Genomic DNA, 25,497 nt, shown 5'->3' on the forward strand with positions numbered 1-25,497 from the left:
TCTATCCGGCCGCGCCGAACTGCCTCTATTCAGTGCAAGCAATGCCCGCGGCGTAACGATGATTTAAGGTAAATCTTTTTCAGGATGGATAGATGGTTTTATGGCTTTATGGTTGAAAGCCTGCCGCAGGCTGTGTCCGCACAGCCAATAAGCTGCAAGCTACTAGCTGTTAGCTTGTTGGGCCTAAGCCTGCGGCAATATCTTCTTCCCTGATCTGCTCGCTACGATCGGGGCTCGCTTAGATAGTCTCGATGTGTCGACGCTGGATTCTCGATGGCTTTCCGGTTATTCCCCCGGTATGAAGTTGATTTTCGCGGGATTCTCAAACAGCACATAGGCGCGCTTCCAGGGGGCATTGTCTATCAGCTGCCATTTGTGGCCGGAGCCGGTGGTGTCCAGCGCAATCAATACATCGCCGGGGTGAATGGTGAAGCATTCATTTTTGCACGTAAACTCCAGCGTGCCGGTGAGGGTGATCACGTACTGCAAATCAGGCGCCGTATGCCAGTCGTAGTGCGAATGCGCTTCGGTTTCCTGGAAACGGATGCCAATGGCTTCTGACAAATGAAGCTGCTCAACATAACCGGAAATCACGTGCGAATGACCATCTTCACCGGTATACAGTTTATACGCTTTGATCATAGAACCAAAGATACAAATGCAGCCCCATGTGCCCGCCGCACCATCTATCGTATTTAGTGTATTTTTGCGATTTTATTGATGTGATGCAGATAGACCAGATTCAATTACCCGATTTCCCCTTGTTACTGGCGCCCATGGAAGACGTGACAGACCCGCCTTTTCGCACTGTGTGCAGGGAAAACGGCGCCGATTTGCTGTTTACCGAGTTTATTTCGAGCCAGGCGCTGATACACAAGGCCATTTCGGCCAGGCAAAAGCTCGATATACTGGAATCGGAACGGCCCGTAGGCATACAATTGTTTGGTGGGGATGAGGAAAGCATGAGCCTGGCCGCCAAAATTATCGATGCCACCAGTCCCGACCTGCTCGATATCAATTTCGGCTGCCCGGTAAAAGGCATCGTTTCACGCGGCGCAGGTGCGGGTGTATTGAAGGATGTGCAACTGATGATCCGCTTAACCGAAGCCTGCGTGAAAGCCACCCGCCTGCCGGTAACGGTAAAAACCAGGCTGGGATGGGATGAGCAGACCAAGAATATTGAAGAAGTGGCCGAGCGCCTGCAGGATGCCGGTATCAAGGCCCTCACCATTCATGGCCGCACCCGCAGCCAGCTGTACAAGGGCGAGGCCGACTGGAGCCTGATTGCCAAAGTAAAAAACAACCCGCGCATACATATACCCATATTCGGCAACGGCGATATCAATACCCCGCAAAAAGCACTGGAGTACAAAAACCGGTACGGTGTGGATGGTATTATGATTGGCCGCGCAGCCATTGGCTACCCCTGGATTTTCCGCGAGGTGAAACACCATATTCAAACAGGCGAATTGCTGCCGCCACCTACGGTTGCAGAAAGAGTGGATGTGTGCAGGGAACACCTGCGCGGACTACTGGCCTGGAAGGGGCCGGTAAACGGCATTTATGAAATGCGCGGTCATTACATGAAATACCTGAAAGGTTTGCCCAACCCCAAAGAACTGCGCAGTGAACTGGTGCAACTGCGCACAGGTGAAGCGGCGGAAGCAGCGCTGAACAGTATTCTTGAAAGGTATCATGATTACGAAATACCCGCAGCCCCTATTGAACTCATCAATTACCATGAAAACTGTGCGTTATAAACATGGCAAACAGCCATTAAACCATACAACCATCTAACCATTTATTTAAGATGAAACCTGTTCTTTATTATTGTTACGATGCGTATTGCGGCTGGTGTTATGGCTTCAGCAGTGTAATGAAACAGCTGGTAGCTGCGCATCCCGAGCTTACGGTAGAAGTATTATCCGGCGGTATGATATTACCCGAGCAACCGGTACACATCAGTGCCACGGCGGGTTATATACAATCTGCCTATAAAACGGTGGAAGAAACAACAGGTGTGCAATTCGGGGAAGATTTCCTGTGGCATATTTTCAATCCTGATCAAAGCGACTGGTATCCCAATTCAGAAAAATCGGCAGTGGCGCTGTGCATTTTCAAAGAGTTTTATCCTGAGCAGCAGGTTGCCTTTGCTGCTGATCTGCAATATGCCTTAAACTATGAAGGAAGGGATTTAACCGATAATGAAGCTTACCGCCACCTGCTGGAAAAATATGATATTAATGCAGATAACTTTTATACCAAACTGGAAAGTGCCACATACAAGAAACTGGCTGCCGGGGAATTTGCACTGGTAAAACAATTGCAGGTGACCGGCTTTCCCTGTGTATTTATACAGGTAGAAGAAAACAAACTGCACCTGCTGGCAAGAGGTTATACACCATTTGAAACATTAGCGCAACGCCTGCAGGCCGTGCTGAACGAATTGCAGTAATTATGGTTCGTGTGCTTTGCATTTCCGACAACAGAAACGCAAAGCACACGCAACCTGATTTTATTTACAGGGCACTTCAATATAACCTACCGTAAAGCGGTTGGTATCTGCTACAAACTGCCTTCCTGTTTTGGCATCATAACTATAGGTCTTTTGCGTGAGCAAACCGTTGCCCAGTTTAAAAACAGCAGGCAGGGTATCGTTCATACCTTCCTGCATAAAGTACCAGCTGGCAGTGATCACGCTGTCTTTTAACGTGCCTTTCAGTGTGCCTTTGCGGCTGTCTTTTCCATAAATGGCTTCGGAATAGGTGCCGGAAACTTCATTGTTGCTGATGCTCACCTGTACACTGGCCGTATCGCGGTTTTCGCCACCCGATACACGCAGAAAACAATGCTTACCCGATACCGCCGCAGCAGGCGCCTGCGGAACAATGGCCGAATCGCTTGTTGTAGCCGTGGTGTTATTGCTCTTGTTACCGCAAGATGCGCTGATGCAAACCGCCGCACCCAGCAAGTACCTGAACAGATTTTTCATACTTAGTAATTTGGCTTAAAACTAGTGCAATTGTTCAACATCAAACCATTCAGCCATCAATTCTTCCATCAAATTTGCACACTTTCTCCGAAGGAGTCCCTTGGACAAATTTTCAAATTAATTAGTCGCCGCTCCATTTACCAGCAAATGCTGGCCTGATATAAACGACGGCACCGGGAATGAAGTAGTACCAGAGGCTATGTATATAATACGTCCGTTATCACTTACGTGTTTGGCTGCCTGCTGCAGGGTAAAATAGGAACCCTTGGTATTGATGGAAACACGCGGTCAAACTGCTCTTCTGTAAAATCGGTTACCGGCACTTCTACCATTTCAATACCTGCATTGGCCAGGTTGTGAATGGTAAATTCGGTATTGGGCGTAATGGTATCAACCGGCAGCTGCTGGTGTATATACTGATCGTACAGGTTATTGTAAAGAACGCATTTATCACCCGGAATTATACCCAACAAACCTGGCACTGAACGTGTTAAATAGTTTCCGATACCACTGTTTCGCTATCTTTATATACGCTGCCGGCAAAAAATCAATCTGTTGAATGGAGCATAGAACGCTTTTACTGTTGAAACATCTGCTGTACATCACATTATTGTTATGCAGCACCGGGTGTTATTACAGTAAAACACATACCACCAACGATGTTCCGCACGCGCACACGCCCACCTCTACCACCGCACAGGCCCTGGCTTACCTGGATAGTGTGGGCACCCTCCCCAAAAGCGAGGTATGGCCCAATGTTAATCCCGTACTGTTTATTAAAAATGTGCGCCGCAATGTGGGCAACCCCGAACTGTTGTACCAGGGCATTGCTACCAATTTCTGCAGCTATGCTGCGCTTTCTTATGTTATGCTTTGCAACGACCCCCTGGGATACACACGCCTGATAGTGCAGTTGTATAAACAGGGGCATGCGCGTTATGGCCGGTTACGGCTTGTTGCCAGCATGCCCATAGAAAAATACGCAGGCACCTTGCAACTGAAAGGACGTATGGACATAGCCCCGGCCGATCAGCTCTGGTTTCTGACCATGATTGATAACTTTAAAGGCTACCTGAACCTGGTTGACCTCAAGTACGACCCCGGCAACGAAAACACGCTATATGCAGCCACCAACTTTGCCAAGTTCAACGGCATGGCACGCAACTTTTTATCGTATAAGGTAACAGCCATGGGCAGCGACCTGATTCACCCTTCCAATAAATACATCGTTGAAACCGTGCAGGAGCTGCAGAAGAAAGGTGAAGTGGTGTTGTTCTTTGATCATGAACGCGCCTATAAAAGAAGCAACCTGAAGTTTGCCCAGCTGCACATGCCCACACACTTTATTGTAGTGAAGCGACTGGAGCATACAGATGGCGATGGCAACGATATCACCATACGCTACTGGGACTATGGCGGGGAAACCGAACAAACCATGCCCCTGCTCAAATTCAGAAACATTGTTTACGGCATTACCCTACTTGAAAAGAAATGAGGAGAACGTTAAACATAGCGCCCATTGCAATGCACACCCTGCTGTGCAGCCTGCTTTTGCTGGCTGCCTGTACATCGCCCAGAACGTATTCTACCCGCTATTACAAACACAACAAGGGCACACTTGATTCCATCATCAGCAGCTACCGTGAAATAACAGCAGGTAAACCATTGTCTATCGGCTTTACCGATCCCAAACTCACACACCTGTCGTTTGAATTGTTTACCGGCGAACTCCGTATTATCAAGGAATTCAACATTGCTGATACCGCTGCTATTGTAAATACACTGCACGAATACCACTACCCTGTTGCCCGTGTGGCCGGGCTGCTGAGTACGATGAAGCGCATCCACTCCCACTGGATCAGCACAGACAGTTACTACATCCCTTTTCATGATACCGCGTATATGCGGGGTAACTATACTTTTGTATCCATCAAGCCAACCGACTTTCATGCGCCTTTCTCCAATAGCAGGTATTATGTGCTGGTATACATGCAGCCCGGGTTTTCACGCGACAGTCTTACACAGCCAATTATCCAGAAAAGCGGGCTTCGCCAGCTGGCGCCGGCCGTGTTTTACAAGGTGAGCGACCGCTTCCGGTAGGCGTATAAAAAACCGGGATGTGTGCACAGCTGCAATGGGGGCTGCAGCCATTCACTTCATCCCGGCGTACAATAGATTTTGCCTGCTGTGTTAATTCAGATACATCGCCTTCAGCTCAGCTATTTGTTTAGGGCCAACATTCAGTTCTGTCTGCATAAAGTTGCTTACGCTGCCGTATTTCTTTTCAATACCGGCAAACATTGCATGCAGCAATTCGGGACGCAGTTCAAAACTCTTCTTGATTGTTTCCAGGTCTGTACCGGTAGCCTGCACCATTCCCTGGTACATGCTCTGGTTCATGGATTCCAGGTAAGCATTGGATGCGGTAAAATCTGCTTCAATGGTCTTCATCGGCACACCCAGTACATACAGCAGCAGGGCTGTAGCCATACCTGTTCTGTCGCGGCCACCGGTGCAATGATACAGCAACGCCTCATCATTGGGCATAGTCAGCAGCATGCTGAAAAAGCCTTTGTAGCGTGCGCCCAGGTATTGGGGGTTGCCATAAAACTCAGGCAAAAAGCTACCGGCTTTAATCAGCGCCATCATTTGTTTCGCATCAGGCAGGCTGTCACTGCCGGCAGGCATCAGCATATAAGCCGTTCCTTTGGGCAAACGATCAGGTGATTGCTGCGATTCTTTCACACCACGAAAATCAACTACCTGTTTAATGTGACGGTTGGTAAGTGTATCCACATCACTGTCTGTTAAATGACCGATATCTGCAGAACGGTACAGTTTGTTCCATTTAACTGTTTTGCCGTCGGCTGTTTTGTATCCGCCAATATCGCGGAAATTAACTGCGCCTTTTACATGCACTAATCTTGTTGCACTGTCGGCCAGCTGTGCCATGGCAAACAAGGGCATACAGCACACCATACTGAATAATAACTTTTTCATATTACTAGTTTTATTTTAAATAAGTAAAATGCCGATGGGCTTTTTCTTCCCGAAATACTTCGCGCTGTTCCAACGTTAAACGTTAAACGTTAAACTTCAAACATTAAACCTTCAACTCACTATTTGATGATATCCCAGCGAATACCTGCCTGCCCGCGCTGGCTGTACCACTCTACCTGTGTAGGCCTGTGCGGATCGCCCAGGTAGTACTTCAGCGGGGCATTGTTAAGGTTGTTTAATTCTGCAAATAACTTGATGCGTTTGCCTACAGCTACAGAGGCAGAGGCATCAATGGTGAAGTAATTGTCGGCCCAGGTGTACAGTTGCGGACCAAGCTGCTGGCTTAATGTTTCAACAGACTTACCGCGGTAGTTACCCGCCAAACGAACCATCACGCCTTTTCTTTCATAAAACAGGATGGCGTTAAACAGGTGCTTGCTCTGGTTGGGTAAGCTGGTTTCATCAATCACCGTTTTGCCACCAACCACACGCGGCACATGCGTGCTGGAATGAATGTGCGTGTAGTTAAACTCGATACCGAACCCGCTCCAGAAGCCCTTCAGGAAATCGAAGCGCTTGTTAATACCAGCTTCAAAGCCCAGCAGGGATGCCTTTTGCAGGTTTTTGGGTTGTGAAGTAAGCACAGTGGCGCCGGTGTTATCCACAGCGGCAGACTGATCGGTGAAGATTACATTGCTCAGGTCTTTATAAAACACACCGCCGCTCAGCAAACCGATATTAGTGAAGTAGTACTCACCCATTAAATCGTAGTTGTTCGAGTATGTGGGTTTAAGATCAGGGTTGCCCTTGGTAATAGTAATGGGGCTCTTTGTTAAATCGCTTGATTCACCGGGATTAAGATCAGTAAAGTTGGGACGTATAAACGTACGTGTAAAAGCCGCACGGATATTCAGCTGATCGTTCAGGCTGTATTTAGCATGCAACATCGGCAGCAGTGAATTGTACTGTTTGTTCACCGAAATGGGCGACACCCTGGTACCTGCACCGCTGGTGGTAAGTGTAGAACTGTTTAATTCAAATGCAGTGTACTCATTGCGCACGCCACCTGTTATATGCAGTTTATCGGTAACATCATAATCGGCCATTACATACCCGGCAGTTACGTTTTCATGACCATGATAAATAAGCGTAGCATTGCTGGCAGGTGAGTAGTTGCCAAATCCATTCTTACGCAGGAAGGCAGTATCGTACAAATCAAACAACTGCTGCTTGGTAAGCGGGTCTACAATAGCACTGTTGTATGCATTCCCCAGCTCGCTGAAGAAGCTGCCCCTGTTGGGAAAGCTGGTGCGTTGTAAAGAGCTCAGCTGTAGCAGCGCAGGTGAGTTGGGAATGCCCAGCGCTGCACCCGGCAGGTATACATACGATGCCTGGTTAATGCCATCTCTTTGTTTGTTGCGATACTTGGCGCCATACTTCAACGAAAAGCGGCTGTTTACTGTATGCTTCAGGTTTACCTGCACCACCTTGTCTTTGTCGCTGTTATCCAGGGCGGCAATAACCAGCTGCTGCAAAGTAAGCTTGGTTGGGTCCATCAGTTCAGCCGGGTTGTTCGGATGCGCCTGTATGCTCATGGCATCATCGCCCTTGCCGTCAGGTGAATCCATTGCCAGGTACTTCTTGCCGTCGCTGGCCAAACCACCGAATCCGCTGGTGAGTTTCTGCCTGAAGTACGCAATCGGCAAACCTTTATTGCCATTGGTAGGCGGCGTACGCAGGTAATAAGAAGAGGTATGTTCAGATACTGCCCAATCCAGTTTCAGCTGGCTGCCCAGCTGGTGCTCACCACCCACTTCACCGCCATTGAGTTTGGTTTGATAATAAGAATAACGGTAGGTATACTGGTAACGGCTGTTGTTGAAATCGTACCATGATTCATATACCGGGCGTATGTCGTTAAACTTATTGATCATGCCACGCGCGAATACCTTGTTCGATGCATTGAACCTGTACTCCAACCCAATATTGCTGCCGTACGTTTGGCGCGTACCCATATAGCGTTTCAAGTCCAGCGTGCTGATCGATTTCTGCTGCACAGGATTGCTGAGACCGGTATTGTAAGCCACCTCGTAAGAATCGGTGCCCCACTTCCTGTCCCACAAAGCACCTGCGATGATAATACCCAGTTTATTGTGAAAGAAACGGTCACCGTATACAATCGATGCGTTATAAGTGCCGTCTTTAGAGAAATTGTTGTACCCGCCTGCTGCACTCACATTCAGCATCCGTTTTGTTGGCGCGGTGCGGGTGATAAAGTTGATGGCGCCACCAATGGCATCGCCTTCCATATCGGGTGTAATGGCTTTGGTTACCTGTACGTACTGTATCATTTCAGAAGGCACCACATCAAGCAGGGAAGCCCTTGTACCCTGGGGGTTGCCTGCCGGCAGGTGTGTGCCGTTGAACAGAGTGGAAGTCCACGCGAATGGTGTACCACGTACCGTAGCCTGGTCGGCCTCGCCATGATAGCGTGATACCGCCACACCCTGCACACGTTGTACAGCTTCAGCGGCATTGCGATCCGGCAGTTTACCGATAGCATCTGCGGCAATCACTTCCATGATGGCTACGGAGTTCTTTTTAATGCTGTATGCCTTCGCCTGTGAGGGCGCCATGGTGCCTTTGATCATTACATTGGCCAGGCGGCCCTGTGCAGGCTGCAGTTCAATAGTGCCTGCATCGTTGGTGCCTTTCTGCACATCCAGTTCCAGCTGGCGGGTATCGTACCCCACATAATTAACCAGTATGGTTATTTTGCCCGTTGCCTGTGCGTTGAGTGTAAAGCTGCCCGCGAGATCGGAAGCAGCAGTGCGGCCGGTATTTTTAACCGTAATGGTTGCACCGGGAAGCTGACCATCTTTCCCCGTAATAATGCCTTTAATAACCTGTGCCTTTACAGAAAGCACGGGCGCCAGCAGGCAGGCCAGCAGCATGTTGCGATAGCGCTTGTTGAATAAGCAGTGAAACATACAAACTAAAATTTTCGCAAAGCTGCACTTCAAAAAAAACGCAGTCGACTTTCTGGATACCACCGCACTTTATTGCCCAAACAGGTATCTAAAAATACTCACGGCTATTCATTGTCAACAATTTGCATCATATTAAGCCAAGGTTAACAATACTGCGCCGCACCTGTTTTTTGTGTAATCACGGTAAACGCTTCTGCCGCATGCAAGGCCGGTTTGTCTTTCTTTAACCAGGCAGAAGGCGTATGCCCTGTTACTTTTTTAAAGTACAGGTTGAAGGACGATTTGGAATGAAATCCCGCATCAAATGCCAGGGAAAGTATATTCGGCACAATTTGCTGCCGGCTGCATTTGTCCAGCAACAGGATCACTTCTTTAATCCTGTACTCATTGATGTATTGATAAAAGGATTTGCCGGTGCAATGGTTAATCAGTTCAGATGCCTGGTTGCGGGGTATCTTCAGCAAGGCAGCCAGTTTTTCGAGCGAGAGGGCGGCATCGGTATAGGGTTTCTGCTGTTCCATAATACCGGTAAGGCGGTTCATCAATGCCTGCTGCTGATCTTCAGCCAGTAATAGCTTGCGCGTTGGGGTTAGATTGACTTCTTCGCATATTTCTTCTGCAGATGGTATTACTTCTGCTACTGCCGGTACAATAGGCACTGCAGTAGTTAAGGTTTCATTCGCTACAATAAGGGGTTCAGTCACAGACGCAACAGGTTCTGCTGCGTCAATGGTTTTGCCGAGTATGCGGTACAGACTTACCTCGTACTGTATAATCAGCACGCACCCAAGCAACAAACCGGCGTAGGCAATCACGCGAATGGTAATACCTGCTTTGTCCATATCAATCCCCGGCATCATCGGTAACAGCAAACCGAATATGGCCAAACAGCACAGCAACAGTAATCCTGCCGAGAGCTGTGTGAGCAAACGGCGCTCTATGTTCCAGAACGATGCAAGTGACCGCGCTATGGGCAATGACATGATGGGGTAAATAATGCTGGCAATACTTGCATACAGGGTGAAGGTGTTGTACCAGTGCATCACCACCAGCGGCTCGCCGTGGTTAATCACCGTGTATGTGGCAATAAACAGGTATACCACCGAACTGGCAATGGCCGGTAAAAAGCAGTACCAGTGTTTGGCAGGACGATACCTGTCGTCACGCAGCTTTTGTGCAAACATCCACAGCAGCGGGCCATAGGCCAAACCGATAAACGTATTAAAGCCCCTGCGCATTTCTGTATAATGACCGGTAGTAAATATCAGGAACTTAAGCGTAAGATGCACACAAATGCACGCCAGCAGCCAGCGCAGCAATTCATTGGCAGGCCGCTTTTGCTGGCTTGCAGGTAACAACAGTAACGCGATCAGTGATTGAAAAACGCCCAGTAGGATTATATAATTCATAGTACACAGGATAACCCGGTAAAGCTACTGTTGCAATATTACCTTATGGTTAATAAACCCGCACAGCGCACCATCATGCATCAGCAATAAATAAAATATATTCCATTACTTATATAAAAGCAGTTTGATGCCAGCACTATTCATTTGTGGAAGCTGCAGGTTAACACCCTGTTCTCCGTAACTTTGCCTTGCACAATTTCAACCCCGTGACAACATGCCGGCAATAGAACTCATTACCTACATACACAGCGACCTGGAAACCTGTTTCGATTTATCGCGCAGCATAGACCTGCACAAGGTTTCCACTGCCGCAACCAATGAAACAGCGGTTGATGGCGTTACCAGTGGATTAATCGGGGCAGGCGAATTTGTAACCTGGCAGGCCGTACACTTTGGCATCAGGCAACGGTTATCGTCAAAAATTACCGCATACAACCGACCCGGTCATTTCAGGGATGAGCAGTTAAAAGGTGCATTTAAAAGCATTGTGCACGATCATTATTTTGAATGGAAAGATGGCATGGTGCAGATGAAAGACGTATTCATCTTTCAGTCGCCCTTTGGCTTTGCAGGCCGCTTGTTTGAACGGCTTATACTCACCCGCTACATGACCAAACTACTAACCGAACGAAACAGGATCATAAAAGAATATGCAGAATCTGCCAAAGGAAAAGCCCTGCTGCAACAAAAAAACCTCCGCTAATATCCTTTGTACCCGCCGTGTATTACTTCGTGTTCTCTGCGGTTAAAAAATCCGCTCCGGTCATCAGGCTCGCTTCAATCACTCATTATTGCCAAACAATCACTCCTCACAGCTGTTTTATCAACAAACAGCCATCTCATGAGAACCGAATTACAGAAAATGCTGGCAGGCGAAAGCTACGAAGCCTGGGATACCGAATTAACAACCATGCGCGTGAAGGCAAGACAGCTGCTGCATGAATACAACCAGTTAATCGCAGCACCCAAAGAAGCGCGTGCAGCAGTACTGTACCAACTGCTGGGAACCGCAAGCAATGCAGATATTCAGCCGCCGTTTTATTGCGATTACGGTGTACATATAAAAGCCGGTGATAACCTTTTTATGAATTTCAATTGTGTGGTGCTCGATTGCGCACTGGTAACTATTGGCAACAACGTGCAAATGGGTCCGGCGGTACAAATCTATGCAGCCTTTCATCCGCTTGTTGCAGCAGAACGCATTAAAGGCCCTGAACTGGCAGGCCCCATCACTATCGGCGATAATGTATGGATTGGCGGCGGTGCAATTATTTGTCCGAATGTAACCATCGGCAGCAACACCACCATCGGTGCGGGCAGCGTAGTAACACGTGATATACCGGCTAATGTATTTGCAGCAGGCAATCCCTGCCGGGTAATTAAAACCATTCAATAGCGAGGGAGCTGCAACATTTATCCGGTACCGGCAGCAGTTGTTTTGCCGGCTGCGTAAAAACCTGCAGGTATAGTACAGCAGGCTATTCCATTAATCGAAAAAGCTTGCAACCGGGTACAGTTTTTTGTACTTTGTTAAAAACTTGCTGTATGAAACAATCATTACTCGCGCTGCTGGTAACGGCAGCTGCTTTTACTGCCTGCAACAATGCCGGCACAGCTACCACAACTGCTGCACAAACAGCCGATACCACTGCTGCAGCACCCGCCAAAACCAATAGTGAAAAGAAATGGATTGCAGTAGATTCTGCCACCGAAATGAAAGCCTGGATGACCTATGCCACACCTGGCGATATACACAAGGCACTGGCCAGGGCCGATGGCAACTGGAACGTGCAAACCACTACCTGGGCTGCCATAGGCGCGCCGCCCAGCACCGCCAAGGCCAAAATGGTCAACAAAATGATGCTGGGTGGCCGCTACCAGATGTCTAACTTCAGTGGCAACTTCATGGGTATGCCTTTTGAAGGCGTGTCTGTTACTGCATACGACAATGCCAAAAAGAAATTCATTAATACATGGATAGACAATATGGGTACCGGCCTTACTAAAATGGAAGGTACCTGGGATTCAACTGCCAAAACCATTACCTATACCGGCACCATGTTAAATCCGGCCAACAATATCGAATGCGATTTAAAAGAAGTGCTCACCCTGGTTGATGATAACAACCAGGTAATGGAGATGTGGGGACCAGATCCTAAAACAGGCCAGCAGTTTAAATCGATGGAAATGAAATTCACCCGCGCCAAATAAAATCACCGCTTATATAAAAGCCCCGGCATATGGTTTAAACTTTGCCTGGGCTTTTTAACTTTACTGCTGCCAAACAATACTACATGCACCTGTTACAACAGTTTAACCAAACCATCAGCCAGTGGATTGATAGCCTTGATAGCTACACACTCGAAATGCTTTGCACAAAGCCCGCAGCAGCAGCATGGTCGCTGGGGCAGGTATATGTACACATTGCAGCTGATACTGCTTATTTTATCAATGAAATGGCTGCCTGTTTGCAAAGCACTGCCAACAGCAATGAGGTAATGCATCCGCATGCCAGCACAATGCTCCGCAACAATGCCTTTCCCGATACCCTTATCCAAGGCCCTGCCACCGTATCAAGCGTACCGCAGCCTGCCAGCAAAGAAGCCCTGTTACAGCAGCTGCACGCTGTTCAGCAACAGGTAAACGATTTATGTGCCCGCTATCCTGTTGAAGCATCAACCGGTAAAAGCCGCCACCCCGGATTGGGATATTTTAACGCAGCAGAATGGCTGCACTTTGCAGAAATACATATGCGGCACCATTTCAGGCAAAAGCAACGTATAGATGCACAGCTGTTCCCTTATACCAAACCTGCATTTTAACACCCTGTTTTTGAAGCATGTGCATTTTTTGCTATATTTGCAGCAGCAAAGCACAAGATTTTCTCACGAACATCCCTTAGATGAAAAAATAATTTCTTTCAACACATAAAACGGCAGTGCCCTATCAGGGTACACTGCACATTCTTACCCGTTTTAAAGAAAGAAATTATGCTTATACTGCAAGGTGTAACCTATACACACCCTAACAGGGATCTGTTATTCAGCGACATCCAGCTTACTGTTAATAAACACGATAAAATTGCGCTAACCGGCAACAACGGCGCCGGCAAGTCTACACTGTTAAAAATAATGGCAGGCGAACTGCAGCCTGCCTCCGGAACGGTAAATGCATCAGCTGTACCGTATTACCTGCCGCAGCTGTTTGGCCAGTTCAATGGCCTCACTATTGCACAGGCCCTGCATATTGATCAGCAGCTGCAGGCCCTGCAGGCAATACTCAGCGGCGATACAAGCGAACAAAACTATACGTTGCTGAACGACGACTGGGGTATTGAAGAGCGCTGCAATGAAGCGCTGGCTTACTGGCAGCTGCACGGACTTAGTTTAGCCGCACCGATTGACACACTCAGCGGCGGACAGAAAACAAAAGTATTTCTCGCAGGCATGATGATACATCAACCGGCTATCGTATTGCTCGACGAGCCCAGCAACCACCTCGATGCCGCAGGCAGGAATAAACTGTACAGCTATATACAACACACCAATCAAACACTGGTAGTGGTAAGCCACGACCGTACATTGCTAAACCTGATGAACACCGTGTGCGAACTAAGCAAACGCGGCATTACCGTATATGGCGGCAATTACGATTTTTACCGTGAGCAGAAAACACTGGAACAGGATGCACTGAACGAAGACGTGCGCAGCAAAGAAAAAGCATTGCGTAAGGCTAAAGAGATAGAACGTGAATCAATGGAGCGGCAGCAGAAACTGGATGCCCGCGGCAAACGCAGGCAGGAGAAGGCAGGCCTGCCCACCATTTCGATGAAGACGTTTAAAAACAATGCAGAGAAAAGCACGGCCCGTATGAAGGAAGTGCACGCAGATAAAATTGACGCCATTGCACAGGAACTCACCCACCTGCGGCAAACCTTGCCCGATGCCGGTAAAATGCGCATAGGCTTCAACAACACGTCCCTGCACAAAGGCAAGATACTGGCCACTGCAACCAATATCAATTTCAGTTACAACGGCCAACCGCTGTGGAGCACCCCGCTTGACTTTCAGCTGGTAAGCGGCAACAGGCTGGCTATTAAAGGACAGAATGGCTCCGGCAAAACAACGCTCATTCAACTATTGCTCGGCACATTACAACCCACATCAGGCACCCTGGAAAGGGCAGCAGTAAAAGCCATTTATGTTGACCAGGAATATTCCCTGGTTGATAACACACGCAGTGTATATGAACAGGCACAGCAATACAACACAGGTGCCCTGCAGGAACATGAAATAAAAAACCGCCTCAGCCGTTTTTTATTTACCCGGGAACACTGGAATAAATGCTGTGCAGCACTTAGCGGCGGAGAAAAAATGCGGCTGATGCTCTGCTGCCTAACCATCGATACTAATGCCCCGGACATCATTATACTCGACGAACCCACCAATAACCTCGATATTCAGAACATGGAGATTTTAACAGGGGCCATCAACGAATACGAAGGAACACTATTGGTAGTATCGCACGATGCGTATTTTCTGCAGCAGATTAATGTAACGCAATCATTGGAGCTGGAAGCTGCCACATAAGCCTTTCAGATATGACTGATATTTTAACAATTGTGTCATTCCAACACATTGAAACAACCTGTAATACTAATGAAAACATATTATCGTTGTTAATTTCCTTTTTTCGTTTTGCGTAAATCAAATTCCCGATAGCGTCAGCCATCTGGACGTGCAGGGTGCACTTTTGCATTTTTAACAAAGGCTTATGCAAAATATGAATAAGATGAATTGGCTACGGGGATTTGCTTTGTTCCTGCTGTGTTTTCAGCTGTTGGCTGTACATGCCATCGCAAACGGCGGTGAAGGAGATAATGAAAATAAAAACGGGCATATCAAAGGTAAAGTGCTTACTGCTGATGACAAACCTGCAGCAGCAGTATCTGTAAATATACAGGGCAGCAAAAAAGCTACACTCACCGAAGAAGATGGCAGCTTCAGCATCGACAATGTGAAACCCGGCGATTACCAGCTGGAAGTGAGCCTGGTAGGGTACGAAAGCAGTATTGTGCCTGTAACGGTAACCGAAGGCAAAACGGCTTCAGTATCTATTATGCTGAAAGTATCCGGCCAGCAGCTGCAGGACGTTACAGTAAAATCTGGCAGGAATGGTTACAACGCAAGGCAGGTATCACCTACCCTGCGCCTTAACGAACCACTCATTGATGTTTCGCAGAACATACAGATCGTGAACAGCAAAGTGATGACCGATCAGCAAATCACCAGCATGAGCGACGGATTGATCCGCAACGTGAGCGGCTTAATGCGCCTCGAACACTGGGGCGACCTGTACACCAATATCAGCGCACGCGGCAGCCGCCTCTCTGCTTTCCGCAATGGCATGAATACCATTACTTCTTACTGGTCGCCATTAACAGAAGATATGAGCTTTGTAGATCATGTGGAGTTTGTGAAAGGACCTGCCGGCTTTATGATGTCGGTTGGTGACCCGGCCGGTATCTACAACGTGGTTACTAAAAAACCAACAGGTGTTACAAAAGGTGAAGCCAGCATTACCCTGGGCAGCTATGATTTATACCGTGCCTCACTGGATTTTGACGGCAAACTCGATAAAGAAGGAAAAGTGCTGTACCGGCTGAACCTGATGGACCAGAACAAAAATTCTTTCCGTGCCTATGAGTTCAATGATCGCTACAGTATTGCACCTGTGCTCAGCTTTAAATTGGATGATAACACTACGCTTACTGCAGAATACATCCGCCAGCACGTAAAATCATCTAACGTGGGCAGTTACTATGTATTCTCTACAAAAGGTTATGCTACCCTGCCCCGCGATTTCAGTATTCTTGACCCGGGACTGGAACCAACCAACATCACCGAACAGATTGCCACGTTAAGCCTGGCACACAAGCTCGATGATAACTGGAAATTATTTGCACAGGCTTCTTACTACGATTATCGTGGCGTTGGCTCTTCTATGTGGGCTACCTCGGTTAGTGCCGATAGCATGATCCGCAATGTAAGCATCTGGGATGCGGTGAGCACGGCAAAATTTGCACAGGCTTACCTGAATGGCGATGTGCAAACAGGTGCTGTTCACCACCGCATTCTTGCAGGTATTGATGCCAATGAAAAAGACTACATGGCAGACTGGAACCAGAACCACGACCTGGATAAAGCGGATGCACAGTTCAATTATGCCAACCCTTCTTACGGTTTCCCTTCTAACGGTTATCCTGTATGGGACAGAACCACTCCCCTTGCACAACGTGCAGGTGTTTACGGTACTGTTAAGCAAAGCCTGGTAGGCCTGTATGTACAGGATGAATTGGGCTTCCTTAATAACAAACTGCGCCTGACACTGGCAGGCAGGTACACGCATGTTAAAGCAAGCGAATACGCTGCAGATTCAAAAGCCAACAGGGTAACACCACGCATTGGCCTCAGCTATTCAATTAACGACAATACTTCTGTGTACGCATTGCTGGATCAGGCATTTGTTCCGCAAACAGGCTTCCGTAAAGACGGCAAATCTGTTAAACCGCTTACCGGCAACAATATGGAAGTAGGTGTTAAACGCGACTGGGCTGGTGGCAAATGGGGTAGCAGCCTGTCTGTTTACCGCATTATACGCAATAACGAAAACTCAACCGACCCCAGCGATCCTACAGGCCGGTACGTTGTACAGCTGGGACAAACAAGGGCACAGGGTATTGAATTTGACCTGCATGGCGAAATCATTCCCGGCTTAACCCTTACTGCCAACTATGCGTTAACCGATAACCAGATCACCAAAACCGATACCAGCGCAGCAGGCAAAGCTACCCTGCACAACAAAGTGCCGGGCTACGCCAAACACACTGCCAATGCCTGGCTGAACTACAAAATACAAAGCGGCATCCTGAAAGGCTTTGGTGTATCAGGCGGCTTTACCTTCCTCGGCGAACGCAGCACCTGGACCTGGACCGGCGCAACAGGTGAACAGGCTTTGCCGGATTACACCAAATTTGATGGCGGCATTTTCTGGGAAAAAGACAGGCTGCGCATCAGCTGCAACGTATACAACCTGGCCGATAAATATCTTTACTCCGGCGCAGCTTACGGAGCTTACTACTACACCCAGGCTGAAGCAGGCCGCAACTGGCGCCTGGGTATCAACTACCGCTTTTAGTAAGTACAGAGCTTATTCAACAACAATCCGCCGGAGCTTCACTGAATGAATGCAACCGGCGGATTTTTTTAATTAGCCCCTCTTTATCATAGACCTGGATAGCCTGTGCATATGAGATCGCGGCTGCACATTTTCTGTTAGCTTTGCACTTATTCTCATCGAAAGTTTTTCAATCAGTATTTGCCTTCGCCTGACTATACATTTATCCTTATGACAGATTCATCTTACGATGCGCATCAAATTCGTAGTGTCACGAATTTTCAGGACCTTGTTTCCACGCCATTTAGTGGAGAGATGAATGCAATTTGCTGGACGCGTAATCTGACGGGTGATTTTTCTGAAATTGTTGAAAAGGTAGCGTTAAGCGGGAATATAACAGTAATTGAACCAGCGGAACTTCGTGAACTTCAGTTGAGTGAACAAGGGCAACTTGCCCGCGAAATACTCTTGCATGATTGGGAAGCATTGAAAACGCATGGCGCATCACCAAGCCTTAATGTGATCAGCTGTTATGACCGGGATGATGCCTACCCTTTTTTTTCAACCGATGTTTATTCTTTTCATGTAGACCGCTCTCCTGTACCAACCGATACTTTTTTATGTACTTATCATGGTGAATCGAGTGAAATATTGCCCAATGCACAGGGTATAAAAAAAGTACTCATCCCTGAAATACGTGATGAACTCAAAAAACTATATCACGGAGCGGAGGAAGATTTTGAATCATTCTTAAGTGAACATTTCTTTGATCTGCATTACCAGGCCAAACCGGGTGCACGTCCAATAAACTTAGGCCCTGGTAACCTGTGGAAGCTGGCGGTTGATTATCCTGGAAGCCAGGCCCTGCCCTGTGTTCACCGTGCACCGGAGGAAACATCCGGACAAAGCAGGTTATTGCTGATCTGCTAGTTAAGCACCCGGAGAACAGGATTGGAACCTGCGGCCTACCGTAAAAAACAAAACCCGCAGCTATTCGCTGCGGGTTTCTTGTTAGTCGGGAGGACAGGATTCGAACCTGCGACCTCCTGGTCCCAAACCAGGCATTCTACCGGCCTGAACTACCTCCCGAGGCCGTGATTTATTCAATCGCGGGGTGCAAAGGTAAGGATTTACATTTCACAACAAAATAAGTTGCATTCTTTTTTTAAACTTCTATCCATTCATTTTTACCACCACCTCTTTTCTTTTGCGCGACAGCCACAGTCCCGTAATTACCAACAAGGTTCCCGCTATAGCCCAGGCAGTTATTTTCTCGTGCAATACCACGGCTGCCATGCCATATCCCAGCATTGGCGTTATAAACAGCCACATGCCCGCCTTCACCGTGTCTTTAGAGAGCAGGTTCAGCCATAAGCCATAGGAAATAATTGATACCGGCACAATCAGCCAGCCGATAGAAAGATAAAAATTCGCATCTGCATGCAGGTAAGTGTTGTTGTGGTTCAGCAACACCAGGGGGATAAACATAAGTCCACCGAGAAAAGTCTGCCAGGCATTCACCACCAAACGGTGAACCGGCAGCTGAATTTTTGCATAATACACACTGCCCGCAGATATTGCACTGATACCTGCAATCAATATTGCGATACCGGCAGCCGTTGCATGGCTCTCCCGCAAATTAGGATAAGCTGCCAATCCCAAACCCGTAAAAGCGATCGCCATACCAATACATTCTGCGCGGGTTAATTTGCGGTGCAGCCATATGGCAGAAAACAAAGTGATAAGCAGGGGATTGGTTGCCGAAAACAGGCTGATTAAACCGGCTGACACCATTTTTACTGCAGTCACAAAACCGCCAATGTACAGGAAGATATTCAGCAGTGCGAGTATCAGCACCTGTTTAAACTGTTTGCCGGCCGGTACAGTGTAACGCCCGCGGCGAATGCCGTATACATACAACAACTGTAAAATGCCTACCGCAGTAAAACGCAGGCAGCTTAGCAAATAAGGATCTGCCGATCGTATGCCCAATTTAGTTGCCGCTGTTGCCGATGCCCATAACAATGCGAACAAAATGCCTTCTGCCAGTTCCATTCCTTAACATTTCTTTAAAAACCGGCAAATATACGTACACTGTTTCTTATCATACCTCAAGTGCGGGGCAATATATGCGGCGTAACTTTACAGGCGTTATGAATACCTTATCCGATTTCAGGAAGTTTACCCGGGATCTGCCTTATTATCCAAAGGCAATGCCTGTATTGTTTGTAGGCCATGGCTCACCCATGAATGGTATTGAACACAATATGTTCAGCGATAAATGGGCTACGCTTGCGCAAACTATTCCTGTGCCTGCTGCAGTGCTGGTAATTTCTGCACACTGGTTTACACAGGGTACTAAAATAACGGCTATGGAGCAGCCGCCTACTATTCACGACTTTGGCGGTTTCCCGAAAGCATTGTTTGATGTGCAGTATCCTGCACCCGGCAACCCGCAGCTGGCAGCAGATACGGCGGCAGGTATTGCATCTGCCAAAGTAGAACTCTCGCACGACTGGGGCCTGGATCATGGCACCTGGACAGTTGTACGGCATATGTACCCGCAGGCTAATATCCCCGTATTGCAGCTAAGTATTGATTATACAAAAGATGCTGCCCGGCATTATGAACTGGCGCGTGAATTATACCACCTGCGCAGCAAAGGCGTGCTCATCATTGGCAGCGGTAATATGGTGCATAACCTGCGCATGCTTTCATGGGAGATGATCAACGGCGGCGGTTACGATTGGGCGATAGAAATAAACGAGGTATTTAAACAACACATCAGCACCCACAATCATGCAGACCTGATTCATTACAGCCGGCTGGGCACACCCGGTAAGCTGGCCATACCAACACCGGAGCATTACCTGCCCCTGTTGTATACACTCGGACTGCAATCTGCAAGGGATGAAATAAGCTTCTTTAATGATGAAGCAGTCGGAGGCTCTTTAACCATGACCTCCGTGCAAATAGGCGAACCTGTTTAAGGCACTATTTCAACACCTTTGTAAAAAGCGATATAACCCGCAATCTCCTGTGCTGCTGCACGGGGTTTGGGATAATACCAGGCCGCATTGCTGTTTTTATGTCCATCCACATTTACGTGGTAATAAGAAGCCTCTCCTTTCCATGGGCAAATGCTGTGTTTCTCGCTGCTTTCAAGATAAGCAAGCTGTACATCTTTTTCCGGGAAGTAATGGTTGTTTTCTACCACAATGGTATCATTGCTCTCTGCAATCACTGCACCCTGCCAAATCGCTTTCATAAATAATGCTTTTATTGTAACATATTCCGGGGCTGCCTGCACAGCCTTTATTGTACTGCAATTTACAATGTAATGGCCGCATTGCGGCACTTCCCTGCTGCTGTATGCTGCGTTCCAACCCGCACGCCCGGTGTATCGCCAGCGAACAATCCGGCACAAGGCAAGGCATGGTGGGCTATGCACCAGTGGCGCAGGGTTTTGCTTACCGCGTCAGCATCAGCTGGTGGGGGTTTGTTGCAGCCATTGCCAACCCTGTAAAAAATCTGAAAGCTGCGTAACATATTGTACAACGAAAGCATATATAAGGCAACCAATTACCGTTTGCACAGGCATAGAAATGTTAAAAAAGACCAGTCTGAACGCGTTTGCAGCATTTGATCAAAATATACGGCTTATTTAGATGAACTGGAGGTACATTTACAAAAAGTAAGCAAATGTATCTTCAGTCCGTAGAGGTTGTAAACGATATTACTCCGGAAGCATTCATACAGGAATACTACAACCAGAATAAGCCGGTGGTGCTGCGCAACCTGTCGAAGCAATGGCTGGCTTATGAAAAATGGACATGGAACTACCTGAAAGAAGTTGCAGGCGACAAAAAAATTCCCATCTACAACAACATAAAAAGCGATGCTTTTACCCCGATTAACAAGGCAGATGGTTATACTACATTTGGTGAATACATTGACATGATCAGCAACGGGCCTGCTGAATGGCGTATTTTCTTCTTTAATATTTTCTCCCATGCACCGCAGTTAAAAGATGATTTCATATGGCCATCTGATTATGTAAAAGGCTTTTTAAAAAGCATGCCTTCCATGTTTGCAGGCGGTAAGGGTTCTATTACACACATGCACTTCGATATAGACCTGCCCAACATTATGCATACGCAATTTATCGGCCGTAAAAGGGTATTGCTTTTTCCGAAAGAAGAACAATACAAACTTTACCGCAAACCCTTTGAAGTGCTAAGCCTTGCCGACTTCAGCAATTATTATGATGCAGAGAAAAGCAAAATCGACATAAATAAATTCCCGGCACTGGCATTTACCCACGGCCTCGATGTGATACTGGAACATGGTGATACCCTGTTTATGCCCAGTGGTTACTGGCACCATATGGAGTACCTCGAAAGCGGCTTTGCTATGAGCCTGCGCGCATGGAACAAAACCATCAAAGGCAAAATCAACGGCGGCTGGAATGTAATAGGCATGCGCAACATAGACAGCCTGATGAAAAAAACAATGCCCGGCACCTGGTACAACTGGAAACAACGCAAAATTTATAACGCCGCGAATAAGGCAATCTGATTCGCCTTAACATACAATACACGATCAAAAACGCCTGCAGGTTAAACCTGCAGGCGTTTTTGTATTGGTTACGGGCAGGTGGCTTTGGAACAAAGACGACAGGCCCGGCTGCCGGCAGGTGATCCTTAAGCGTATACAACCTTGTGAAACAACCATGATATTGAGGGAAACAACCACAACATTGCGCGCATTGCAGTGTTAATTTGCAGGATGGCTTATTGTTTTAATGCAATGGCTGTAACAAATAATGCAGGTATGAACAGTCGGCTAATGCACCATTTACAACGCTTTACTACTATCCCCAAAGCAGACCAGCTGCTTATCCGCCAGGCTTTTACTCCCATTATGTACAAGGCCGGCCATATACTTTCCAAAGCCGGGGAAAAAGCCACCGTTCTTTACTTTATCAACAAAGGCTTATTGGAGATAACGCTGCCGCGTGCCGGGCAACGCGATGCGATTTACTATTTTATGCGGGAGCACCAGTTTATGGGCTTTTTGTACAGCTATTACGATGATGTACCAGCATTGCAGGGCTTAAAGGCAATAGTGGATACCGAGCTATTGTCCATCGCCATAGCTGATCTTCATACGCTTTACATATCATTCCCTTATCTGAAGGATGCCATCAATAAAATGACCCATGTTACCATGGCAGATATGATCAATTGCAAAAATGCCTACCTGGGGTTAACAGCCATACAAAAATACCAACTGCTACTGGAGCTACAGCCCGAAGTGGCCATGGCTGCGGCCTTAGGTGATATTGCCTCTTACCTTGATATTACCCCGCAGTCGCTTAGCAGAATACGGCGGCAGTTAAGCAGATAACAAGAACGCGGCCTTTGTTATACAAAAGCCGCGCTATGAATAATGCTTATGGTCTGGTACCGGGAGGCCCCAGTAGTTCATCGCCCAGTTCAGCAGAAATACGCACAAAGCTGCCCAGGTCGTTATCGAGATCGGGGGCTGCACCATCTTGCCTGCCTGGAATGCCTGTTTCACGTATCAGCCTGGCAAAACTGCTGGGACTGGCAACCGTTAACACTTTAGCTGCTGTAGCACCAGTGCTTAATACAGCATGTGGTGTTAATTTTGGAATAAATACATGCTCCCCGGGTTTTACTATGTGGGTACTATCTTCCAGGAAAACAGTGATCTCGCCTTCCATTACAACTAGTGATTCGGTGTACCGGTGGTGCTTGTGCAAAGGAATTTCTACACCCGGCGCCAATGTACCCAAAATCAAATCATACGAAGCGGCTGTGTCCTGCTCATCGGCAAGTATCTCAAGTTTACAGCCGAAAATCCAATAAGTTCTGCTCATCCTATCTCCTTTTTTGAAGCGTCAAAGCTACAGGGCATCAGGGAGCTGCGCAATGAACAATTGGTAAAAAATGGAGGAGTATTTATTGACTTATGATAACAGGCAGCAACGTGTTAATTTATTGTTTTTGTATCTTTTTCAATAATAGCCATAAAACCAAGCAGCGCTCCCCAATGATAAAACGGATCACTATTAGTAACGTCACCGCCAACGCCGGTCTGCGCATTATAATTTTCAAAAATATGCCTTTCCTGTATCCAGCTTTGAAGTAACAGTCTTTCTGATTTGCTGATAAACTCCTTCCTGACGTTTTTGACATGGTAGTTACACAAGCCCAGATAAACCAAAAAATTCATAGGTGCCCAGATACGGCCGCGCCAATAGTTATTGTCCTTATAAGCGTTATCGCTTTTCGCAATAGAGGGTATAATATAGTCTCCCCAGAATTCCGTCGTATTCATCAGGTGTTCCTTAATCATTCTTTCAGCCCTGGCCTTATCTGTTAGGCCCGTTAACAATGGATAAAAATTCGTTGGAGAGAGCCGGTGGGAAAACGTGTTGTTGTCTGTTCGTTTATTCAGGTATATACCATCTTTCTCACTCCATAATGTCTCCAATGCCTTATTGTACTGCTGCGCTCTTTGAGTGAGCTCATGCATTTCCTTTTGCCTGCCGATAGTTCGTGCAAGCGATGCAAGTGCCCGGCAATCCGCAATGTACAAACTCAAAAGCCCGACATCCGCAAGTTCCATGGTATGTTTCTTTATACTGTCAAAAGGCACATGATCATACATCGGAGAATTATCAAGTCCAGATTCCCACATCGCCCGTTGCATGGGTGATTCTTTGTAAATGGAGGAATCCATTCCTGCAAACGGCGAAGATCCCCAACTCAGGTAAGTACCATTTTGCCGGTGCTTTGGCCACCAGCGATTCCACTTTAATAACCGGTCAAACAATAACTCGACTAACCATTTATCATGGAATTTTTCATATAATCTTTTAACAACCATTGACCCAATAGGTGGTTGGGAACGGTCGTAACTAATATCGTTTGCGCCGTTATGGTTCGGAACAAAACCCGCTTCATCGATGATAGCAGTTGTTTCTACCACGTTGGCATAAGCCTGGGCTTTGTCTACTTCGCTTAACATCCAGGCAGCAAAATAATTGTCCCAGCAAAACAGCACATAACCGCCCCTGCTCACGCTCCAGTAACGGCTTACCGGACTTATTACCCGGTTATTCGAAGGATCGTAGACCAGGTTCCAATTAAGAACTGTTTGCATTGCTTCATATATAGCGCTATCAGCGCCGTACCTGTCATGTTCTACCTGTAACCGTTGTTCAGCGCGTTGCAATATTGTATTAATTTCTTCTTTGGTTCTTGCAACACCCGTAGAAATAGTAACGGGTGAATCAGCCCGTTTGCCAAGACTTGCTGCGGCCTGTTGCTGATAGCTGTCAGGCGTTGTTATTCCTGTTGTATAGATACCTGTACGCCTGCTTCTGATAAATGCATAAGCAGTGGATGGCTCTTCTTCTTTCAGATATAAGTTTTCTTTCCGCAGCAGCACGCCGCCCTTTCCCCAAAGCATGTGAGGCTCGATGATAAGTGCCCCGTTTGAATTTGGACCGAGGGGTTCAATTTGCATCACTAAATCATCACCGGTGGTAGCGGACTGTATTTTCAAGCGGATCTTATGCCATTCCAGCACCAGGCAGGTATAATCCCCGGTATTGCTGTGTTTTGCCAAACTCAGTTTTACGCCTGGTGAACCGGCCAGCGCTGTTTTTAAATATTCGCCTGTCTGCGTATCCTTTAACAGTAAGTCAATCGCCAGGCCTTCCGGAAGATGCACCTGTGATAAAACACTGCCTGTGTTCCAGGTGTTCCAACCCCTGGCAAGCTTTGTTTGAACCTGCTGATACTGTTTTATCGCAGACGGCATCTGCTGCGCCCATGCCTGTATTGACAGGTTTAAACAGCCCCATATGAAGAAGGCGACGGCATAGTATTTCACA

General features: G+C 47.3%; 25 protein-coding genes and 1 tRNA gene. 15 read left to right on the forward strand and 11 right to left on the reverse strand.

The genetic code is table 11. The features are described 5' to 3' along the window. Nucleotides 1-285 precede the first annotated feature (285 nt). Nucleotides 286-642, reverse strand: coding sequence for a cupin domain-containing protein (locus DXN05_RS21300; RefSeq protein ID WP_116849323.1), 357 nt, complete (start codon nt 640-642; stop codon nt 286-288). 80 nt (nt 643-722) lie between these two features. Here DXN05_RS21300 and dusB point away from each other — a divergent pair, with 80 nt between their 5' ends. Beyond that, on the forward strand, nt 723-1,760 hold the full coding sequence (dusB, locus tag DXN05_RS21305; RefSeq protein ID WP_116849406.1) for a tRNA dihydrouridine synthase DusB: 1,038 nt from the start codon (nt 723-725) through the stop codon (nt 1,758-1,760). Between the two features lie 50 nt (nt 1,761-1,810). Beyond that, the gene (locus DXN05_RS21310) at nt 1,811-2,455 is read left to right on the forward strand and encodes a DsbA family protein (RefSeq protein WP_116849324.1); all 645 of its coding nucleotides are present in this window, start codon (nt 1,811-1,813) and stop codon (nt 2,453-2,455) included. A 60-nt stretch (nt 2,456-2,515) separates the two neighbouring features. Here DXN05_RS21310 and DXN05_RS21315 read toward each other — a convergent pair whose 3' ends face one another. Both DXN05_RS21315 and DXN05_RS25095 read right to left on the reverse strand, forming a co-directional pair. Further along, the gene (locus tag DXN05_RS21315) at nt 2,516-2,992 is read right to left on the reverse strand and encodes a hypothetical protein (protein ID WP_116849325.1); all 477 of its coding nucleotides are present in this window, start codon (nt 2,990-2,992) and stop codon (nt 2,516-2,518) included. A 224-nt stretch (nt 2,993-3,216) separates the two neighbouring features. Further along, nucleotides 3,217-3,474, reverse strand: coding sequence for a hypothetical protein (locus DXN05_RS25095; RefSeq protein ID WP_245975269.1), 258 nt, complete (start codon nt 3,472-3,474; stop codon nt 3,217-3,219). 77 nt (nt 3,475-3,551) lie between these two features. On the opposite strand from DXN05_RS25095, the gene DXN05_RS21325 reads away from it, so the two are divergent. Then, on the forward strand, nt 3,552-4,487 hold the full coding sequence (locus DXN05_RS21325) for a hypothetical protein (RefSeq protein WP_116849326.1): 936 nt from the start codon (nt 3,552-3,554) through the stop codon (nt 4,485-4,487). Then, the gene (locus DXN05_RS21330; RefSeq protein ID WP_116849327.1) at nt 4,484-5,092 is read left to right on the forward strand and encodes a hypothetical protein; all 609 of its coding nucleotides are present in this window, start codon (nt 4,484-4,486) and stop codon (nt 5,090-5,092) included. The genes DXN05_RS21325 and DXN05_RS21330 overlap by 4 nt, the downstream gene beginning before the upstream one ends. Before the next feature lie 90 nt (nt 5,093-5,182). Here the strand turns inward: DXN05_RS21330 and DXN05_RS21335 are convergent, their stop codons facing one another. From DXN05_RS21335 to DXN05_RS21345, 3 genes are all read right to left on the reverse strand, one after another. Then, the gene (locus DXN05_RS21335) at nt 5,183-5,992 is read right to left on the reverse strand and encodes a tyrosine-protein phosphatase (protein ID WP_116849328.1); all 810 of its coding nucleotides are present in this window, start codon (nt 5,990-5,992) and stop codon (nt 5,183-5,185) included. Between the two features lie 119 nt (nt 5,993-6,111). After that, nucleotides 6,112-8,982, reverse strand: a complete 2,871-nt coding sequence (locus tag DXN05_RS21340; protein WP_116849329.1) for a TonB-dependent receptor — start codon at nt 8,980-8,982, stop codon at nt 6,112-6,114. 143 nt (nt 8,983-9,125) lie between these two features. Further along, complete coding sequence (locus DXN05_RS21345; protein ID WP_116849330.1) at nt 9,126-10,391, reverse strand: helix-turn-helix domain-containing protein; 1,266 nt, start codon at nt 10,389-10,391, stop codon at nt 9,126-9,128. A gap of 214 nt (nt 10,392-10,605) precedes the next feature. Between DXN05_RS21345 and DXN05_RS21350 the strand changes: the two genes are divergently transcribed. The 7 genes from DXN05_RS21350 (at nt 10,606) to DXN05_RS21380 (ending at nt 18,497) form a co-directional block, all read left to right on the forward strand. Then, nucleotides 10,606-11,094, forward strand: a complete 489-nt coding sequence (locus tag DXN05_RS21350; RefSeq protein WP_116849331.1) for an SRPBCC family protein — start codon at nt 10,606-10,608, stop codon at nt 11,092-11,094. A gap of 138 nt (nt 11,095-11,232) precedes the next feature. Beyond that, a complete protein-coding gene (locus tag DXN05_RS21355) occupies nt 11,233-11,787 on the forward strand; it encodes a sugar O-acetyltransferase (RefSeq protein ID WP_116849332.1) in 555 nt (184 codons plus the stop codon). A 149-nt stretch (nt 11,788-11,936) separates the two neighbouring features. Further along, nucleotides 11,937-12,602, forward strand: coding sequence for a DUF1579 domain-containing protein (locus DXN05_RS21360; protein WP_116849333.1), 666 nt, complete (start codon nt 11,937-11,939; stop codon nt 12,600-12,602). Between the two features lie 83 nt (nt 12,603-12,685). Next, complete coding sequence (locus tag DXN05_RS21365) at nt 12,686-13,213, forward strand: DinB family protein (protein ID WP_147314025.1); 528 nt, start codon at nt 12,686-12,688, stop codon at nt 13,211-13,213. Between the two features lie 168 nt (nt 13,214-13,381). Continuing rightward, the gene (abc-f, locus tag DXN05_RS21370) at nt 13,382-14,980 is read left to right on the forward strand and encodes a ribosomal protection-like ABC-F family protein (RefSeq protein ID WP_116849335.1); all 1,599 of its coding nucleotides are present in this window, start codon (nt 13,382-13,384) and stop codon (nt 14,978-14,980) included. A gap of 202 nt (nt 14,981-15,182) precedes the next feature. Then, complete coding sequence (locus tag DXN05_RS21375) at nt 15,183-17,588, forward strand: TonB-dependent siderophore receptor (RefSeq protein WP_116849336.1); 2,406 nt, start codon at nt 15,183-15,185, stop codon at nt 17,586-17,588. 210 nt (nt 17,589-17,798) lie between these two features. After that, nucleotides 17,799-18,497 carry a hypothetical protein gene (locus DXN05_RS21380; protein ID WP_116849337.1) on the forward strand — a complete coding sequence of 233 codons (699 nt, stop codon included), beginning with the start codon at nt 17,799-17,801 and terminating at the stop codon, nt 18,495-18,497. Between the two features lie 85 nt (nt 18,498-18,582). Here the strand turns inward: DXN05_RS21380 and DXN05_RS21385 are convergent. Further along, nucleotides 18,583-18,656 (reverse strand) — tRNA-Pro (locus DXN05_RS21385). Nucleotides 18,657-18,740: 84 nt separating this feature from the next. Further along, nucleotides 18,741-19,622, reverse strand: a complete 882-nt coding sequence (locus tag DXN05_RS21390; RefSeq protein ID WP_116849338.1) for a DMT family transporter — start codon at nt 19,620-19,622, stop codon at nt 18,741-18,743. A 98-nt stretch (nt 19,623-19,720) separates the two neighbouring features. Between DXN05_RS21390 and ygiD the strand changes: the two genes are divergently transcribed. After that, the gene (gene ygiD, locus DXN05_RS21395) at nt 19,721-20,557 is read left to right on the forward strand and encodes a 4,5-DOPA-extradiol-dioxygenase (RefSeq protein ID WP_116849407.1); all 837 of its coding nucleotides are present in this window, start codon (nt 19,721-19,723) and stop codon (nt 20,555-20,557) included. On the opposite strand, the gene DXN05_RS21400 is transcribed toward ygiD, so the two are convergent. Then, nucleotides 20,554-20,835 (reverse strand): DUF427 domain-containing protein, encoded by a 282-nt coding sequence (locus DXN05_RS21400; protein WP_116849408.1) that lies wholly within the window; start codon nt 20,833-20,835, stop codon nt 20,554-20,556. The two genes, ygiD and DXN05_RS21400, sit on opposite strands and share 4 nt — an antisense overlap. Nucleotides 20,836-20,939: 104 nt before the next feature. On the opposite strand from DXN05_RS21400, the gene DXN05_RS24780 reads away from it, so the two are divergent. The 3 genes from DXN05_RS24780 (at nt 20,940) to DXN05_RS21410 (ending at nt 22,976) form a co-directional block, all read left to right on the forward strand. Beyond that, nucleotides 20,940-21,113 carry a hypothetical protein gene (locus tag DXN05_RS24780; RefSeq protein ID WP_158559384.1) on the forward strand — a complete coding sequence of 58 codons (174 nt, stop codon included), beginning with the start codon at nt 20,940-20,942 and terminating at the stop codon, nt 21,111-21,113. 156 nt (nt 21,114-21,269) lie between these two features. After that, the gene (locus DXN05_RS21405; protein ID WP_116849339.1) at nt 21,270-22,145 is read left to right on the forward strand and encodes a cupin-like domain-containing protein; all 876 of its coding nucleotides are present in this window, start codon (nt 21,270-21,272) and stop codon (nt 22,143-22,145) included. Nucleotides 22,146-22,400: 255 nt separating this feature from the next. Continuing rightward, nucleotides 22,401-22,976, forward strand: a complete 576-nt coding sequence (locus tag DXN05_RS21410) for a Crp/Fnr family transcriptional regulator (RefSeq protein ID WP_147314026.1) — start codon at nt 22,401-22,403, stop codon at nt 22,974-22,976. A gap of 46 nt (nt 22,977-23,022) precedes the next feature. On the opposite strand, the gene DXN05_RS21415 is transcribed toward DXN05_RS21410, so the two are convergent. Beyond that, nucleotides 23,023-23,472, reverse strand: coding sequence for a cupin domain-containing protein (locus DXN05_RS21415; protein WP_116849341.1), 450 nt, complete (start codon nt 23,470-23,472; stop codon nt 23,023-23,025). A 113-nt stretch (nt 23,473-23,585) separates the two neighbouring features. Beyond that, complete coding sequence (locus DXN05_RS21420) at nt 23,586-25,496, reverse strand: MGH1-like glycoside hydrolase domain-containing protein (RefSeq protein ID WP_158559386.1); 1,911 nt, start codon at nt 25,494-25,496, stop codon at nt 23,586-23,588. Nucleotide 25,497 lies beyond the last annotated feature (1 nt).

The organism is Deminuibacter soli (assembly GCF_003412455.1).
GTDB lineage: Bacteria > Bacteroidota > Bacteroidia > Chitinophagales > Chitinophagaceae > Deminuibacter > Deminuibacter soli.

Excerpts from the sequence above, each read along its gene's own strand:
- DXN05_RS21300 (WP_116849323.1), bottom strand. The coding sequence starts at position 642 with ATGATCAAAGCGTATAAACTGTATACCGGTGAAGATGGTCATTCGCAC.
- DXN05_RS21310 (WP_116849324.1), top strand. The coding sequence starts at position 1,811 with ATGAAACCTGTTCTTTATTATTGTTACGATGCGTATTGCGGCTGGTGT.
- DXN05_RS21315 (WP_116849325.1), bottom strand. The coding sequence starts at position 2,992 with ATGAAAAATCTGTTCAGGTACTTGCTGGGTGCGGCGGTTTGCATCAGC.
- DXN05_RS21325 (WP_116849326.1), top strand. The coding sequence starts at position 3,552 with ATGGAGCATAGAACGCTTTTACTGTTGAAACATCTGCTGTACATCACA.
- DXN05_RS21330 (WP_116849327.1), top strand. The coding sequence starts at position 4,484 with ATGAGGAGAACGTTAAACATAGCGCCCATTGCAATGCACACCCTGCTG.
- DXN05_RS21335 (WP_116849328.1), bottom strand. The coding sequence starts at position 5,992 with ATGAAAAAGTTATTATTCAGTATGGTGTGCTGTATGCCCTTGTTTGCC.
- DXN05_RS21340 (WP_116849329.1), bottom strand. The coding sequence starts at position 8,982 with ATGTTTCACTGCTTATTCAACAAGCGCTATCGCAACATGCTGCTGGCC.
- DXN05_RS21345 (WP_116849330.1), bottom strand. The coding sequence starts at position 10,391 with ATGAATTATATAATCCTACTGGGCGTTTTTCAATCACTGATCGCGTTA.
- DXN05_RS21350 (WP_116849331.1), top strand. The coding sequence starts at position 10,606 with ATGCCGGCAATAGAACTCATTACCTACATACACAGCGACCTGGAAACC.
- DXN05_RS21355 (WP_116849332.1), top strand. The coding sequence starts at position 11,233 with ATGAGAACCGAATTACAGAAAATGCTGGCAGGCGAAAGCTACGAAGCC.
- DXN05_RS21360 (WP_116849333.1), top strand. The coding sequence starts at position 11,937 with ATGAAACAATCATTACTCGCGCTGCTGGTAACGGCAGCTGCTTTTACT.
- DXN05_RS21365 (WP_147314025.1), top strand. The coding sequence starts at position 12,686 with ATGCACCTGTTACAACAGTTTAACCAAACCATCAGCCAGTGGATTGAT.
- abc-f (WP_116849335.1), top strand. The coding sequence starts at position 13,382 with ATGCTTATACTGCAAGGTGTAACCTATACACACCCTAACAGGGATCTG.
- DXN05_RS21375 (WP_116849336.1), top strand. The coding sequence starts at position 15,183 with ATGAATTGGCTACGGGGATTTGCTTTGTTCCTGCTGTGTTTTCAGCTG.
- DXN05_RS21380 (WP_116849337.1), top strand. The coding sequence starts at position 17,799 with ATGACAGATTCATCTTACGATGCGCATCAAATTCGTAGTGTCACGAAT.
- DXN05_RS21390 (WP_116849338.1), bottom strand. The coding sequence starts at position 19,622 with ATGGAACTGGCAGAAGGCATTTTGTTCGCATTGTTATGGGCATCGGCA.
- ygiD (WP_116849407.1), top strand. The coding sequence starts at position 19,721 with ATGAATACCTTATCCGATTTCAGGAAGTTTACCCGGGATCTGCCTTAT.
- DXN05_RS21400 (WP_116849408.1), bottom strand. The coding sequence starts at position 20,835 with ATGAAAGCGATTTGGCAGGGTGCAGTGATTGCAGAGAGCAATGATACC.
- DXN05_RS24780 (WP_158559384.1), top strand. The coding sequence starts at position 20,940 with ATGCTGCGTTCCAACCCGCACGCCCGGTGTATCGCCAGCGAACAATCC.
- DXN05_RS21405 (WP_116849339.1), top strand. The coding sequence starts at position 21,270 with ATGTATCTTCAGTCCGTAGAGGTTGTAAACGATATTACTCCGGAAGCA.
- DXN05_RS21410 (WP_147314026.1), top strand. The coding sequence starts at position 22,401 with ATGAACAGTCGGCTAATGCACCATTTACAACGCTTTACTACTATCCCC.
- DXN05_RS21415 (WP_116849341.1), bottom strand. The coding sequence starts at position 23,472 with ATGAGCAGAACTTATTGGATTTTCGGCTGTAAACTTGAGATACTTGCC.